The sequence below is a fragment of the Clostridium tyrobutyricum genome, assembly GCF_019144085.1.
Classification (GTDB): Bacteria; Bacillota; Clostridia; order Clostridiales; family Clostridiaceae; genus Clostridium_B; species Clostridium_B tyrobutyricum_A.
The window spans coordinates 63,441-76,504 of record NZ_JAHHUY010000006.1; the positions used below are offsets into that span (position 1 = coordinate 63,441).

The 13,064-nt window shown below is 32.6% G+C and carries 14 protein-coding genes; 11 read left to right on the forward strand and 3 right to left on the reverse strand.

Annotation, left to right across the window (positions count from 1 at the left end; genetic code table 11):
- Positions 1 to 124: 124 nt before the first annotated feature.
- Complete coding sequence (gene larE, locus KM800_RS04225; RefSeq protein ID WP_017752601.1) at positions 125 to 937, reverse strand: ATP-dependent sacrificial sulfur transferase LarE; 813 nt, start codon at positions 935 to 937, stop codon at positions 125 to 127.
- Positions 938 to 998: 61 nt separating this feature from the next.
- Positions 999 to 1,469: a metal-dependent transcriptional regulator gene (locus tag KM800_RS04230; protein ID WP_017752602.1), complete on the reverse strand. Its 471-nt coding sequence runs from the start codon at positions 1,467 to 1,469 to the stop codon at positions 999 to 1,001.
- Positions 1,470 to 1,612: 143 nt separating this feature from the next.
- Between KM800_RS04230 and KM800_RS04235 the strand changes: the two genes are divergently transcribed.
- The 6 genes from KM800_RS04235 to KM800_RS04260 all read left to right on the forward strand — a co-directional run bounded on the left by KM800_RS04235 (position 1,613) and on the right by KM800_RS04260 (position 7,914).
- On the forward strand, positions 1,613 to 2,293 hold the full coding sequence (locus KM800_RS04235; protein ID WP_017752603.1) for an ABC transporter ATP-binding protein: 681 nt from the start codon (positions 1,613 to 1,615) through the stop codon (positions 2,291 to 2,293).
- Positions 2,283 to 3,605 (forward strand): ABC transporter permease, encoded by a 1,323-nt coding sequence (locus KM800_RS04240; protein ID WP_017752604.1) that lies wholly within the window; start codon positions 2,283 to 2,285, stop codon positions 3,603 to 3,605. The genes KM800_RS04235 and KM800_RS04240 overlap by 11 nt, the downstream gene beginning before the upstream one ends.
- Positions 3,606 to 3,621: 16 nt before the next feature.
- A complete protein-coding gene (locus tag KM800_RS04245; protein WP_217811932.1) occupies positions 3,622 to 4,920 on the forward strand; it encodes an ABC transporter permease in 1,299 nt (432 codons plus the stop codon).
- Between the two features lie 165 nt (positions 4,921 to 5,085).
- Positions 5,086 to 5,604 carry a nitroreductase family protein gene (locus KM800_RS04250; protein WP_217811933.1) on the forward strand — a complete coding sequence of 173 codons (519 nt, stop codon included), beginning with the start codon at positions 5,086 to 5,088 and terminating at the stop codon, positions 5,602 to 5,604.
- Positions 5,605 to 5,800: 196 nt separating this feature from the next.
- Positions 5,801 to 6,676 carry an NAD(P)-dependent oxidoreductase gene (locus KM800_RS04255; RefSeq protein ID WP_217811934.1) on the forward strand — a complete coding sequence of 292 codons (876 nt, stop codon included), beginning with the start codon at positions 5,801 to 5,803 and terminating at the stop codon, positions 6,674 to 6,676.
- A 47-nt stretch (positions 6,677 to 6,723) separates the two neighbouring features.
- Entirely contained in the window at positions 6,724 to 7,914 is a 1,191-nt protein-coding gene (locus KM800_RS04260; RefSeq protein ID WP_217811935.1) for a transglutaminase domain-containing protein, read from the forward strand.
- 32 nt (positions 7,915 to 7,946) lie between these two features.
- Here KM800_RS04260 and proC read toward each other — a convergent pair whose 3' ends face one another.
- Complete coding sequence (gene proC, locus KM800_RS04265) at positions 7,947 to 8,759, reverse strand: pyrroline-5-carboxylate reductase (RefSeq protein WP_217811936.1); 813 nt, start codon at positions 8,757 to 8,759, stop codon at positions 7,947 to 7,949.
- A gap of 112 nt (positions 8,760 to 8,871) precedes the next feature.
- On the opposite strand from proC, the gene proB reads away from it, so the two are divergent.
- The 5 genes from proB (at position 8,872) to KM800_RS04290 (ending at position 12,908) form a co-directional block, all read left to right on the forward strand.
- On the forward strand, positions 8,872 to 9,675 hold the full coding sequence (proB, locus tag KM800_RS04270; RefSeq protein ID WP_217811937.1) for a glutamate 5-kinase: 804 nt from the start codon (positions 8,872 to 8,874) through the stop codon (positions 9,673 to 9,675).
- 15 nt (positions 9,676 to 9,690) lie between these two features.
- The gene (locus KM800_RS04275) at positions 9,691 to 10,947 is read left to right on the forward strand and encodes a glutamate-5-semialdehyde dehydrogenase (RefSeq protein ID WP_217811938.1); all 1,257 of its coding nucleotides are present in this window, start codon (positions 9,691 to 9,693) and stop codon (positions 10,945 to 10,947) included.
- A gap of 149 nt (positions 10,948 to 11,096) precedes the next feature.
- On the forward strand, positions 11,097 to 11,690 hold the full coding sequence (gene rpsD, locus KM800_RS04280; RefSeq protein WP_217811939.1) for a 30S ribosomal protein S4: 594 nt from the start codon (positions 11,097 to 11,099) through the stop codon (positions 11,688 to 11,690).
- Between the two features lie 38 nt (positions 11,691 to 11,728).
- Positions 11,729 to 12,379, forward strand: coding sequence for a hypothetical protein (locus KM800_RS04285; RefSeq protein WP_217811940.1), 651 nt, complete (start codon positions 11,729 to 11,731; stop codon positions 12,377 to 12,379).
- 100 nt (positions 12,380 to 12,479) lie between these two features.
- A complete protein-coding gene (locus tag KM800_RS04290; RefSeq protein ID WP_217811941.1) occupies positions 12,480 to 12,908 on the forward strand; it encodes a flavodoxin in 429 nt (142 codons plus the stop codon).
- Positions 12,909 to 13,064 lie beyond the last annotated feature (156 nt).

A 13,064-nucleotide genomic window follows, 5' to 3' on the forward strand; every position in this document is an offset into this window, starting at 1 on the left:
ATTAAATGGCTGGGGGTAGTACTATAATAATCCAATAAAGTAATATTATATTTATATGAAATAAAATAATACCCGGCAGATAGTATATCCACCGAGTATCATTCCAATTGTGAATTGTGCATTGTCAATTGTGCATTGATTTAAGTACTGCATTCATGCTTCCTGTTTTATAACCTAGAATATCCAAAGTTACATAAGTAAAACCTATTTCCCTAAATTTGTTTCCTACCTTGTCCATAAGACTTAAATCAAAGAATTTAGATCTTTCCTCTGGAGCCACTTCAATTCTTGCAATTGTATCATGACATCTTACCCTAACCTGCCTAAAACCTAAATCCAGTAGAAATTGTTCTGCATCTTCTACCATTTTAAGTTTTTTGCTTGTTATTTTGTTTCCGTAGGGAAATCTTGAAGATAAGCAGGCAAATGATGGCTTGTTCCATGTTGGAAGATTCATTTCCCTGGAAAATGTTCTAATATCATCTTTGGTAAGCTTTGCTTCTTTTAAAGGACTTACAATGCCAAGTTCCTTTGCAGCTTCCATTCCAGGTCTGTAATCTCCTGTATCATCAAGATTTGAACCATCTAGTACATAATTAATATCGTTTTCTTTTGCTATATTCCTAAGTTTAGAAAATAATTCCTTTTTGCAATAATAGCATCTGTTAACCGGATTTTTAGCATATCCTTCAATATCCAGTTCCTCTGATTCTATAATTATATGTTTTACTCCCATATTCCTGGCATACTTTTTGGCTTCATCAAGTTCTCGTTTTGGATAGGTAGAAGAAGTTGCGGTTATTGCAATTACATTATTACCTAAAACATCATGTGCAACTTTCAAAAGAAAAGTACTGTCAACACCACCTGAAAATGCAATGGCAGCACTTTGCATTTTCTTGATATTTTCTTTTAGTATATCTAATTTTTTATGCATGTTTTCACCCCAAACTATTATCTTTAATTATACATTGTTTATTAATTATATCATATTTTGACTACTTATTTTTTGATATTTGGTCTTTAAATTTTAAATATATATCAGGATTGTCATCTACAAAATTTATAAAATTGTTGAAACATTGTATAGTCTGTTCATCTATAGTATGTTCCATCTTTTCAGTTTCTTCCAGTATATTATTTTCATTCACACCTAGTATTTTTAAAATTTTTGCTATAGTATTATGTCTATCTATTAATTTCCTTGCTATTTTTATTCCTCTGTCTTCAAGTATTATAACTCCATATTTTTCATATTTTAAAAGTTTTAATTTGGATAGCTTCTGTATCATTTTAGTAACTGAAGGAGGCTGAACATTTAGAGCCTCTGATAATTCATTTACCCTTGTAAAGTGGGATTTCATTGATAATCTATATATCATTTCCATATAGTCCTCCATAGAGGCGGTTAAAACATTATCATCTTTTTTCATATACTCACTAAAAGTGAAGAATTTATTTTCATTCATAAAAACACCTACTCTAACTATAAATGGTAGTAAAGTATATGCTTCCATTTATTTTTATATGTTAAATACATTGACAACAACTATAGTCTAGTGTACTATATTAATAGTGCACTAGACTATTATAAAAATATGGAGGTAAAGAGATGATAGAAGTAAAAGGCGTTTCAAAAATCTATACAATGGGTAAAGAACAAGTTACGGCACTTGACAATGTAAATCTTACAATAAAAGATGGTGAATTTGTGGCAATAGTAGGACCCTCTGGATCAGGAAAATCTACTCTCATGCACCTTGTTGGTGGATTGGATACACCGACTTCAGGAAGTATTGTGGTTAACGGAAAAGATATAAGTAAATTAAAGGACAAGGATATGTCTAAATATAGAAATCAGACTATAGGATTTGTTTTTCAATCTTTTAATCTGGAAAACACCCAAACTGCTCTTGAAAATGTAATGATGCCTTTGATATTTGCAGGAACAGGAAACAGGGAAAGAAAATTAAAAGCAAACAGAGCTCTGGAAATAGTAGGGCTTCAGGATAAAATAAAGCATAAACCAAATGAAATGTCAGGTGGACAGAGACAGAGAGTCAGCATTGCCAGAGCACTCGTAAATGAGCCAAGTATAATTTTTGCAGATGAACCTACAGGAAATCTGGATTCCAAAAATGGTGAACTCATAATGAATCTTTTAAGTGATCTTAATGAAAAAGGATATACCATAATTATGGTAACACATAATATGGAAGAAGCTAAAAAGGCCAAGAGAATGATAAAGATAAGAGATGGACAAGTACAGGAGGTATCAAGGGATGAAATTTAAAGATGGATTGAAAATTGCCTCAAGGGATCTTGGCAAGAGAAAAGGAAGAACATTTTTAACAGCTCTTGCAGTAGCAGTAGGTACTATGCTCATAGTTACCCTGGTAAGCCTTGGTACTTCCGGTGAAAAATTGATTCTGGGGGAAATTGAAAAAAGTTCTTCGCTGAAACAGGTGCAGGTGGCAAATATGAAGTATTTTGATATTTATAGCGATGCTGGAGGTAATACTGATGAAAGTGAGATGTTCAAAAAGATAGATGACAGGGCAATAGATAAATTTGGGAGTATATCTGGAGCGGAAATTGTCCAGGGCTTTGTAGGAGTTAATGTAGATAATGTGGAAATAGAAAATAAACATAATAAAGGTGAAACTTATATAACAGCATTGAATAATAATACAAGCTATTTTAGCAATGTAGATATTGAGTCGGTGAGAAAAAACAATAATAATGAAAATCTTGTTCCAATTATTGCAGGAAGGAACTTAAAGAGTTCAGATAAAAATGCAGTACTTGTAGGGAAAAAGTATCTTGTAAATATGGGGATAAAAGATTATAAAAGTGCCCTTGGAAAAGATATAAATATTACTGAAAGTAAGACTGAAAATCAGAATATAGTATTAAAACCACTTCGGGTTAAAGGAAAGATAGTTGGGATAATAGGCGATAAATTTGAAAAGAAAAATAAAATAGTAGCATCTTTGGACATGACATCACAAATTTTAAGTTATTATTCAATGCAGAAAGATTATTTAAAAAATGAGGGATATGATTTTGTTGTCATAAATAGTAGTAATACGGACAACATTTCACATATAGGAAATGAAGTAAAGAAAACTGGATATCTTTATGTAAGCTATCAGGATATAATTCAGAAAATAGAAAGCTCGTTTAAGATAATAAAGATAATACTTGCCGTTCTCGGGTTGATAGTTCTTTTTGTAGCAGCTGTTGGCATTGTAAATACCATGATTATGGTTATATACGAGAGAACCAGATCTATAGGAATCATGAAATCCATAGGTGCAAATAGAAAAGACATACACAGTATATATATTATCCAGTCCTCTATAATTGGTTTCTTTGGAGGAATACTGGGGCTTGTATTTAGTATTGTTAATTTAAATATAATCCAGTTTGGACTTAAGATGTTTCTTGAAAGCAAGAAAATAACTCAGACTATAAACTTTACCATGCCACTTTGGCTTGCGCTTGGTACACTGGTATTTTCTATTGTTATTTCTATAATTGCAGGGATATATCCATCAAGAAAAGCATCCAAGATGGATCCTATACAAGCTTTGAATTCATAAGAAGGGAATGATTTAGATGAAGTTGGCAGATTGTTTAAAAATGGCATTTAGTGATCTTAATAAAAGAAAACTTCGTACGGCTCTTACATCATTTGGCATAGCGGTAGGGGCAATGCTTGTAATATTAATGGCAGGACTTGGGCAGGGAATTCAACAAATAGGGTCAGATCAGATAAAACAGATGGATACTATGAGAATAATTAAAGTAATGCCAAAGACTACTAAAGAGAAGGACAAAAAAATAGATGAAGATACACTTGATAAGTTTAAAAAAATAAGTGGAGTAACAGATGTTAGTGCTTCTATTGATACTGAAGTGGGAGAAGTAAAATTGGGAAGCAGAACAGGCAAAAAGGTAAATGTCCAGGGAAATAATCTGAAATTCAATGTTTTTATGGACGCAAAGCAAAATGAGATTAAATCTGATAAAGAAAAGGTTAAGAAATATGGATATAGACCAATAATAGCCGGAGATACAATGACACGGAAGAATATGGACTCTGTACTTGTTGGGCAGACTTATCTAAACAGGATAGGAATAAAAGATTACAAAAGTGTTGTTGGGAAAGAAATAGATGTAGTTGTTTCATTTCCTGAGATTCCAGGCGCCCCAAAGAAACAACCACTTTTAATAAAGGCTAAAATAGCTGGAGTAGTTAATAAATTATATGATAATGGAAGTAATGTAATTACTACATCAGATTCAATAGCTGCAAGAATTCAAGAATACTATATGTCCGAAACAGATTATATAAACAAAAAGGGATATACTACTGTAAATGTTGAGGCCAAAAACATGTCAGATGTAACTAAAGTGGAAAGTGCAATTAAAAAAATGGGATATGAAACACAGTCTCAGGCAGGTTATGCGGATAGAATGAATACGATGTTCACTATAATAAAGGCAATTTTAATTGCCGCAGGAGCAATAGTGCTTATTGTAGCATCCATAGGAGTTGTAAATACAATGACCATGTCAGTATATGAGAAGACAAAATCAATAGGTATAATGAAGGCACAGGGAGCTTCTAAAAAGAGTATACGTACAATGTTCACCGTGCAGTCGGGAAGTCTTGGTTTTATTGGAAGTATTGCAGGTATTGTAATAGCTTTAATATTGGGTGGTATTGTAAACAAGGTAGTTGCAGCATATAAAATAGGTGGTATAGAAGCGGGAATGAAAATAGTTGACATAAGGGTTTCAGTTCTTGCATTTACAATTATATTTACAATATTGATATGTATAATAGCAGGAATAATTCCAGCAAGAAAGGCGGCAAAATTAAATCCGGTAGATGCATTAAGATGCGACTAGGTAGTCAACAATTTACAATTACTTCATAAATAAATTGTAAATTGTGAATTGAATTCTATGAATTAATTAAAAATTGAGTATAATAATAATTAGAGTATAATTTATATTCCTAAATTGTAAGTTGTGAATTGTATATTGTGAATGGTAAAAGGAGAGTGATTTGTAATGAGTTTTTTGGAACTTGCAAAGAAACGTTGTTCAGTACGTAAATACAAAAATAAAAAAGTAGAACATGAAAAACTTTTAAAAATTTTGGAAGCAGCTAGAATTTCACCTACAGCTGCTAATAAACAGCCTGAAAGACTTATTGTCGTACAAGAACAGAAAAATCTTGATAAAATAAAAAAATCGGGAAATTTATATGGTGCTCCATTGGTCATAATAGTAACTTCTGACTGTACACAATCGTGGAAAAGACCATATGATAATAAAGATATGTCAGATATAGATGGAAGTATAGTGTCAACTCACATAATACTGCAATCCGTAGAACTGGGGCTTGGAACTATATGGGTTGAACATTTTGATCCTGAAATATTGAGAAGAGAGTTCAATATACCAGAAAATATAATTCCGATAAGCATTATAGGTATAGGTTATGCCGATTGCAAACTTGCTTCTCCAAACAGACATGATACTGAACGCAAGGCTCTAGACGAAATTGTAGTAAAAGAAACTTTTTAATTTCATATTGTTTAAAAACCCGAAACTTTGGAAGCTTCGGGTTTTTAACTCAAGTCTATCGCATATTAAGCAATAAACACTATTTGGGTCGAATAATACTTTTAAATTTCATTCTCATTATGTATAATTATAATTATATAATACATAATTGTGAATTGTTAATTGTGCATTGTGAATTGAATAAAGGTGGGATTACATGTCAAATAAAAATGCAATTATAGGATTTATTGGAACAGGTGTAATGGGTAATAGCATGGCATCAAATCTATTAGCCGGTGGATATAATCTGCTTGTATATAATAGAACCAGGTCAAAGGCTGATAATCTTGTGAAAAATGGTGCCAGGTGGAAAGACAGTGTTGCGGAACTTGCCAGGGAATCAGATATAGTAATCTCCATAGTTGGATATCCTAAAGACGTGGAAGAAACTTATCTTGGTGAAAATGGAGTAGTCAATAATGCAAAACGTGGAAGTACAATAATAGATATGACAACATCCAAGCCATCACTGGCAAAGAAAATATATGAGGAAGCTAAGAAGAAAGGTTTATATTCACTTGATGCTCCAGTATCAGGTGGTGATGTAGGGGCTAAGAATGGCACACTGTCAATTATGGTAGGCGGTGACAGGAATGTATTTGAAGAAGTTAATCCGATTTTTGAATTAATGGGAAAAAATATAGTACTTCAGGGGCCTGCAGGTTCAGGACAGCATACCAAGATGTGCAATCAGATAGCTATAGCAGCTAATATGATGGGAGTATGCGAAGCCGTGGCATATGCTAAAAAATCAGGTCTTGATCCTGAAACAGTACTTAAAAGCATAGAAGTCGGTGGAGCAAGCAGCTGGTCTCTAAGTAATCTGGCACCAAGGATGATAAAAGGTGATTTTAAACCTGGATTTTATGTCAAGCACTTTGTAAAAGATATGAATATAGCTTTAGATGAGGCTGAAAATATGAATTTGGAAACTCCAGCACTTAAACTTTCCAAATCACTGTATGATGAACTTTTATCCGAAAATAAAGGTGACTGTGGAACCCAGGTGCTCTATAAATTACTGGATAAATAGTATCTGAAATTTATTGTCTGCAAAAAGGTAGTAAAGGAGGTACTAAAGTGTTAAAGAAAATTCGTAATATAAATTTAATATTTTTTACGGCCATATTTATTTTTATAGGACAAACTGTTTATGCAGATGGAAACTCTAGTTTATGGAATAATGGAACTGTTTCTAAAGTTAGTGATGATAAAATATGGACTATAACTTTTAACAGACCGGTTGACATGAATGATGCCGGCAATTATATTAAGGTATATGAAACTGAAAATGATAAAAATGTGGATATTAATATTTCTGAGAAAGATAAAAATACTATTATAGTCTCTGCAAAAGATCAGTATAAGAATGGGCAAAATTATGTATTGGATGTGGCTGATGATCTAAAAGATATTTATGGAAATAAATTAAATAAATCTGTAAAGTACAATTTTTCAATAGATAACGATAATTGCATAAACATAAACAGTTATAATGACTATTACAATATATTGAAAAATGCATTGGAGGATTATAGAAGTCAGCTTGTATTAAATATAAAAAATTATGACAGTAAAAGTTATGATTTAAATGTTATAAATAACATTATGAATGATTATCCTGAATTGAGATTGGGATATGAAAGTGCCACTGGTACTGTTGAATACAGCAATCCGGTTAAAATGACTATAAATTTTAAATACAGTGATACAAAGCAGAATCTCATACAGAAGAATAATGTACTCAATAAAAAAGTACAGGATATAGTAAATAGTGTTACAAATTCCAGCATGAAGGATTATCAAAAGGAACTGGCGCTTCATGATTATGTTGTAAACAATGCCAAGTATGACCAGAGAGATGAAAATGGAGGCATTCCTGATGACTCATATAATGCCTATGGTATTTTGATAGATGGAGTTGGAGTATGTCAGGGATATGCAGATGCAATGTACAGGCTTCTTAAAGCAGCAGGTATAGAAAACATTATGGTTATAGGACAGGCAAACAATGGAAGCGGTTTAATTGGACATGCATGGAATATAGTAAAAATACAGGGAAAATATTATAATTTGGATTCAACATGGGATGATCCTGTTACTGACAATGGTACAAATGTACTTTCCCACTTATATTTTAATATAACAGACAAACAACTTTCAGTAGACCATAAGTGGAATGAATCAAATTATCCTAGTTGCAATAGTACTGATTATAGCTATTCTAAAATAGTAAGTTTGCAGAAAAATATAAAATCTACAATAAAATAAATAAACATGGGATTTAATCCCATGTTTATTTACTAATTGTTTTTTGACATTTGCTTTGATTTTTCAGTGCAAGTATTTATGGCATCAATTATTGCATATCTGAAATTATCCTTTTCTAGTATACGTACTGCATCAATTGTAGTTCCTCCAGGGGAACATACATTGTCTTTTAATTCTCCTGGATGCAGTCCTGTCTCAAGTACCATTTTTGCAGATCCAAGTACTGCCTGTGCTGCAAATTTATATGCACTTTTTCTTGGCATGCCTTGAAGTACTGCAGCATCCGCCATTGCTTCAATAAACATGTACACATAGGCTGGAGATGAACCACTTACACCTGTTACAGCATCTATTAGTTTTTCATCAACTATTTCAGATTTTCCACAGCTGTTGAATATATCAACAATTTTATTTATATCATCATCATTTACATTGTTGTTAAAACAAAGTGCCGTCATGGCTTCTTTAACTAATGCAGGAGTATTTGGCATGGCTCTTGCTATTTTTACATCTTTTTCAAACAGAGCTTCTGTTCTCTCTATGGGTATTCCTGCAGCAATTGTTGCTATTATGGTATTTTTGCGTATATGATCTTTTATTTCAGAAATCACTTCCGGATATTTGTTTGGCTTTACGGCAAGTATGATTATATCTGAAACTTTTGCAACTTCTATATTGTCTGTGGTTGTTTCAATTTTGTATTTGTCTTGCGCCTCTTTTAGCTTGGGCTCCGAAGGATTGCTTACAATAATATCCTCAGGCAGAAGAGTTCTTGAACTTACAACTCCACCTATAATAGCCTGTGACATATTTCCGCATCCGATTAAACCAAGTTTTTTGTCCATTAATCAACACTCCTTGAAAACTTATGAATTTTTATGATATAATTTTTAAAATAGGTGTATAATTTATAGACTTAATTATACATCAAAAATTAAAAAATAGGTGAAATATATAATGAATAATAGACAGCACTACTTGAAAAATGTTAAAAGAGTTGTAATAAAAGTTGGAAGTTCAACCATCACTTATGAGAGTGGACTTTTAAATTTATATATGATAGAACATCTCGTAAGACAGATTTCGGATTTACATAACAGAGGATTGGAAGTTGTACTTGTTACATCGGCAGCAATAGGTGCAGGCATAGGAAAGCTTGGACTTAAAAAGAAACCCACAAATGTTGTGGTAAGTCAGGCAGCAGCTGCAGTTGGACAGGGAATTTTGATGAATACATATGAAAAGTTCTTTTCAGAGTATGGAAAGACTGTGGCACAGATACTTATTACAAAAGATGATATAACTCAGGAAGAAAGAGTTACAAATGCCAAGAATACATTTTGCGAACTTCTTGAAAGGGGAGTTATACCCATAGTCAATGAAAATGATGCAATTATAGTAGATGAAATTAAATTTGGCGACAATGATACACTGTCTGCAATGGTAGCATCTCTTATAGATGCTGATCTTTTAATTCTTCTTTCAGATATAGATGGATTGTACAATGACAATCCTAAGGATAATCACAATGCTGTCTTGATAAACTGTGTAAGTGAAATAACAGATAAGATAGAAAACTGTGCAGGAGGATCTGGAAGTAAGCTTGGTACAGGAGGAATGGTAACTAAAATAAGGGCGGCTAAAATTGCCACTTCAGATGGAGTGCCCATGGTAATTGCAAAAGGGGAAACTCCCGATATAATCAGGGATATAATATGCTTTAAAAATGTAGGAACATTATTTTTGCCAAAAACACAATAAAATGGAGGGGTATATTTGGACATAAAAGAATATGTTGTAAAAAAATCCAGGCTTGCTAAGAAAGCTTCCAAAAAGTTGTCCTATGAAAGTACTTTGGTTAAAAACAAGGCTCTTTTGAATATGAGTGAAGCTATCTTGAAAAATAAAGAATATATAATAGAAGAAAATAAAAAGGACGTGGAAAATGCCAGAAAAAAAGGCATATCACTATCATTGATTGACAGACTCATGTTAAATGATGAAAGAATAGAAGGTATGGCTAAAACTTTAAAAGATACTGCAGCACTTCCAGACCCAATAGGTGAAGTTACAAAAATGTGGAAAAGGCCAAATGGGCTTAGAATAGGAAGGACCAGAGTTCCACTTGGAGTTATAGGAATAATTTATGAGGCAAGACCAAATGTTACAGTAGATGCATCTGCATTATGCATAAAGTCTGGAAATGCAGTTATATTAAAAGGTGGAAGCGAAGCAATAAATTCAAATGTAGCAATATACAATGTAATATCAAAAGCTGCTTCTGAGGTGGGACTTGAAGATGGATCAATACAGCTTGTAGATATTACAGACAGGGAATCTGTCAATGTAATGATGAAATTAAATGAGTATATAGATGTGCTAATACCAAGAGGAGGAGCTGGACTTATAAAGAGTGTGGTCAAAAACTCTACAGTACCGGTTATAGAAACGGGACTTGGAAATTGCCATGTCTATGTAGACAAAGATGCGGATTTTAAAATGGCAGAAGATATAATTATAAATGCTAAAACTCAAAGACCGGGAGTATGCAATGCAATGGAAACTCTTCTTGTTCACAAGAGCATAGCAGCCCAGTTTCTGCCAAATCTCTGTGACAAACTGAAGCATATTGGTGTTGAAATAAGAGGATGCAGCATTACACAAAAGATTGTTGATGGAATAGTTCCAGCAGTTGAAGATGATTGGGCAACTGAATATCTGGATCTAATTCTTGCAGTAAAAGTAGTATCTTCTATAGATGAGGCTATGGATCATATATATAAATATGGTACAAGACATTCTGAAGTTATTGTAACAAATAGTTATGCCAACTCTGAAAGATTTTTAAACGAAGTGGACGCTGCAGCTGTTTATGTAAATGCATCTTCAAGATTTACCGACGGCGGACAGTTCGGCTTTGGCGGCGAAATAGGCATAAGCACTCAGAAACTTCATGCCAGAGGACCTATGGGATTGAATGAATTGACTACAGAAAAATATATAATTTATGGCAGTGGCCAGATAAGACAATAGGATTTATATTAATTAGAAATTTACCCTGTACAAATATGTTTGTGCAGGGTTTTTTATATAAAGTCTCTCTATGATATTGATATTCATTATCATTTATAGTATAATCTAGAGTATTGTAGATTATTTATATAGTAGGAGGAAATTTTGAGATGGCAACTAGAAGGGAACCAAGATTTAAATTGAGCAGAAGATTAGGGGTCAATATTTACGGACATCCAAAGGCTATGAAGAGAGCCGAGGCTGTGAATTCAAAGTATAGAAAAAAGATGTCAAATTATGGACTGCAACTTCTTGAAAAACAAAAAATAAAGGCATATTATGGGTTGTTTGAAAAACAATTTAGAAGGTATGTAAAACATGCTGAAGAGAGAAAGGGAATGACAGGTACGGAACTTTTGAAGTTGCTTGAATGTAGATTGGATAATTTAACTTACAGGATAGGATTTGGAAATTCCATAAGGCAGTCACGTCAGATAGTAACTCATGGACATATACTTGTAAACGGAAAGAAAGTAAATATACCTTCTTATGGGGTGAAAGTGGGAGATATAATTTCTCTTAAAGAAAAGTCAAGAAAGAATGAAGAATTCGCAGGTAATTTTTTAGACCTCAGGAAATTTGAGCTTCCTTACATAGAGAAAAATTTTGATGATTTCAGTGGAAAGCTTGCAAGACTTCCTGAAAGAGAAGAATTACCTATAGAAGTAAATGAAATTTCAGTAGTTGAGTTGTATTCCAAATAGTTTGTTTGATTTATACTTTATGGGGATGTGATATATATATGAATAAATATCATAACTATTATTACTGGGAGCATGCACTTGAGAACAGGGATGTTTTCAGACTTAATAATTTTGAAAAAAGTGTTTCTATAGAAAAAAGTATGTTTGTAAATACCGCTATTATAGACTATGATTGCAAATTATTGGATAATGATTGGTCTTGTTATATGGATACAAAGGCAGCACTTGGATTTTTTCAATATGTATATATTCCAATGGCATTTTTTCACGTGATAAATAAAGGTAGAACACCTGTAAGTGTACCTGTTTGCTCTACTGATGAATATATTAAATACATTGATAAATCTTCTTCAGAGTACAGAAAAATAATGAAGAGCCAGATTGTTGAAATTGAAAGCTTTTGGAAGTTGGAGAATGACAGCTGTATTGTACATCTTTCTGACTTTTGCAAAAGATTTAATTCATTTTGGAATAGAGAAAATGTAATACTAAATATGAGTATATACGGTAATGCATTGGAAATAGCTGAAAATTTAATGGATGGTCAGGAATTTCAAGAGGTAGTTGAGGAGGACATAGGTATTACCAGAGATCAACTATTTGATGTTTGCATGAGATTTTACAGGGAAAAAATAATACAGAGGACATTTATAGAATTTTTGAACAACAGAGTAGGCTGTATAATATAAAAAAAATCTTTGTTATGGTATTGACAAAATTGTGAAATAATTATATCATTTATTTGATAGTGATATTCATTATCAAATAAATCAATGAGGTGATTAATATATGTCAAAAGTAAATATAATTTATTGGACAGGCACAGGAAATACAGAATCCATGGCTAACTTAATTGCAGAGGGCGCTAAAGAAAAAGGAGCCGATGTAAATCTTATAAATGTTTCAAGTGCTGGTGAAGCTGATGTAAAAGATGCAGATGTTGTAGCTCTTGGATCACCAGCTATGGGTGCAGAAGTTATTGAAGAAGCTGAAATGGAACCTTTTGTTGAAAGTATATCTGCGGCTGTTTCAGGTAAAAAAATTGCCTTATTTGGTTCCTATGGATGGGGTGATGGTGAATGGATGAGAAGTTGGGTTGAACGAATGGAAGGCTATGGCGCTAACCTGGTAAATGATGGACTTATAGTAAATGAAGCACCAGAAGGTGAATCAGAAGAAGAATGCAAAAATTTAGGTAAGGAATTAGCTTCCTGCTAAAAACATATATTGTTATATTGTTTAAGATATTATATAAAAAGCATTTACGCAGCTGTAAATGCTTTTTTAAGAATAAATATTTAAATTTATTAAAATAGACTTGAAACTTTATTCTGCACGAGTTATAACTATACATCAAAATATCATTTGGAGGTA

What these genes read in the sequence shown, in the direction of transcription:
- KM800_RS04240 (WP_017752604.1), top strand. Translation starts at nt 2,283, where the DNA reads ATGAAATTTAAAGATGGATTGAAAATTGCCTCAAGGGATCTTGGCAAG.
- larE (WP_017752601.1), bottom strand. Translation starts at nt 937, where the DNA reads ATGCATAAAAAATTAGATATACTAAAAGAAAATATCAAGAAAATGCAA.
- proC (WP_217811936.1), bottom strand. Translation starts at nt 8,759, where the DNA reads ATGGACAAAAAACTTGGTTTAATCGGATGCGGAAATATGTCACAGGCT.
- KM800_RS04245 (WP_217811932.1), top strand. Translation starts at nt 3,622, where the DNA reads ATGAAGTTGGCAGATTGTTTAAAAATGGCATTTAGTGATCTTAATAAA.
- KM800_RS04235 (WP_017752603.1), top strand. Translation starts at nt 1,613, where the DNA reads ATGATAGAAGTAAAAGGCGTTTCAAAAATCTATACAATGGGTAAAGAA.
- proB (WP_217811937.1), top strand. Translation starts at nt 8,872, where the DNA reads ATGAATAATAGACAGCACTACTTGAAAAATGTTAAAAGAGTTGTAATA.
- rpsD (WP_217811939.1), top strand. Translation starts at nt 11,097, where the DNA reads ATGGCAACTAGAAGGGAACCAAGATTTAAATTGAGCAGAAGATTAGGG.
- KM800_RS04255 (WP_217811934.1), top strand. Translation starts at nt 5,801, where the DNA reads ATGTCAAATAAAAATGCAATTATAGGATTTATTGGAACAGGTGTAATG.
- KM800_RS04230 (WP_017752602.1), bottom strand. Translation starts at nt 1,469, where the DNA reads ATGAATGAAAATAAATTCTTCACTTTTAGTGAGTATATGAAAAAAGAT.
- KM800_RS04285 (WP_217811940.1), top strand. Translation starts at nt 11,729, where the DNA reads ATGAATAAATATCATAACTATTATTACTGGGAGCATGCACTTGAGAAC.
- KM800_RS04290 (WP_217811941.1), top strand. Translation starts at nt 12,480, where the DNA reads ATGTCAAAAGTAAATATAATTTATTGGACAGGCACAGGAAATACAGAA.
- KM800_RS04250 (WP_217811933.1), top strand. Translation starts at nt 5,086, where the DNA reads ATGAGTTTTTTGGAACTTGCAAAGAAACGTTGTTCAGTACGTAAATAC.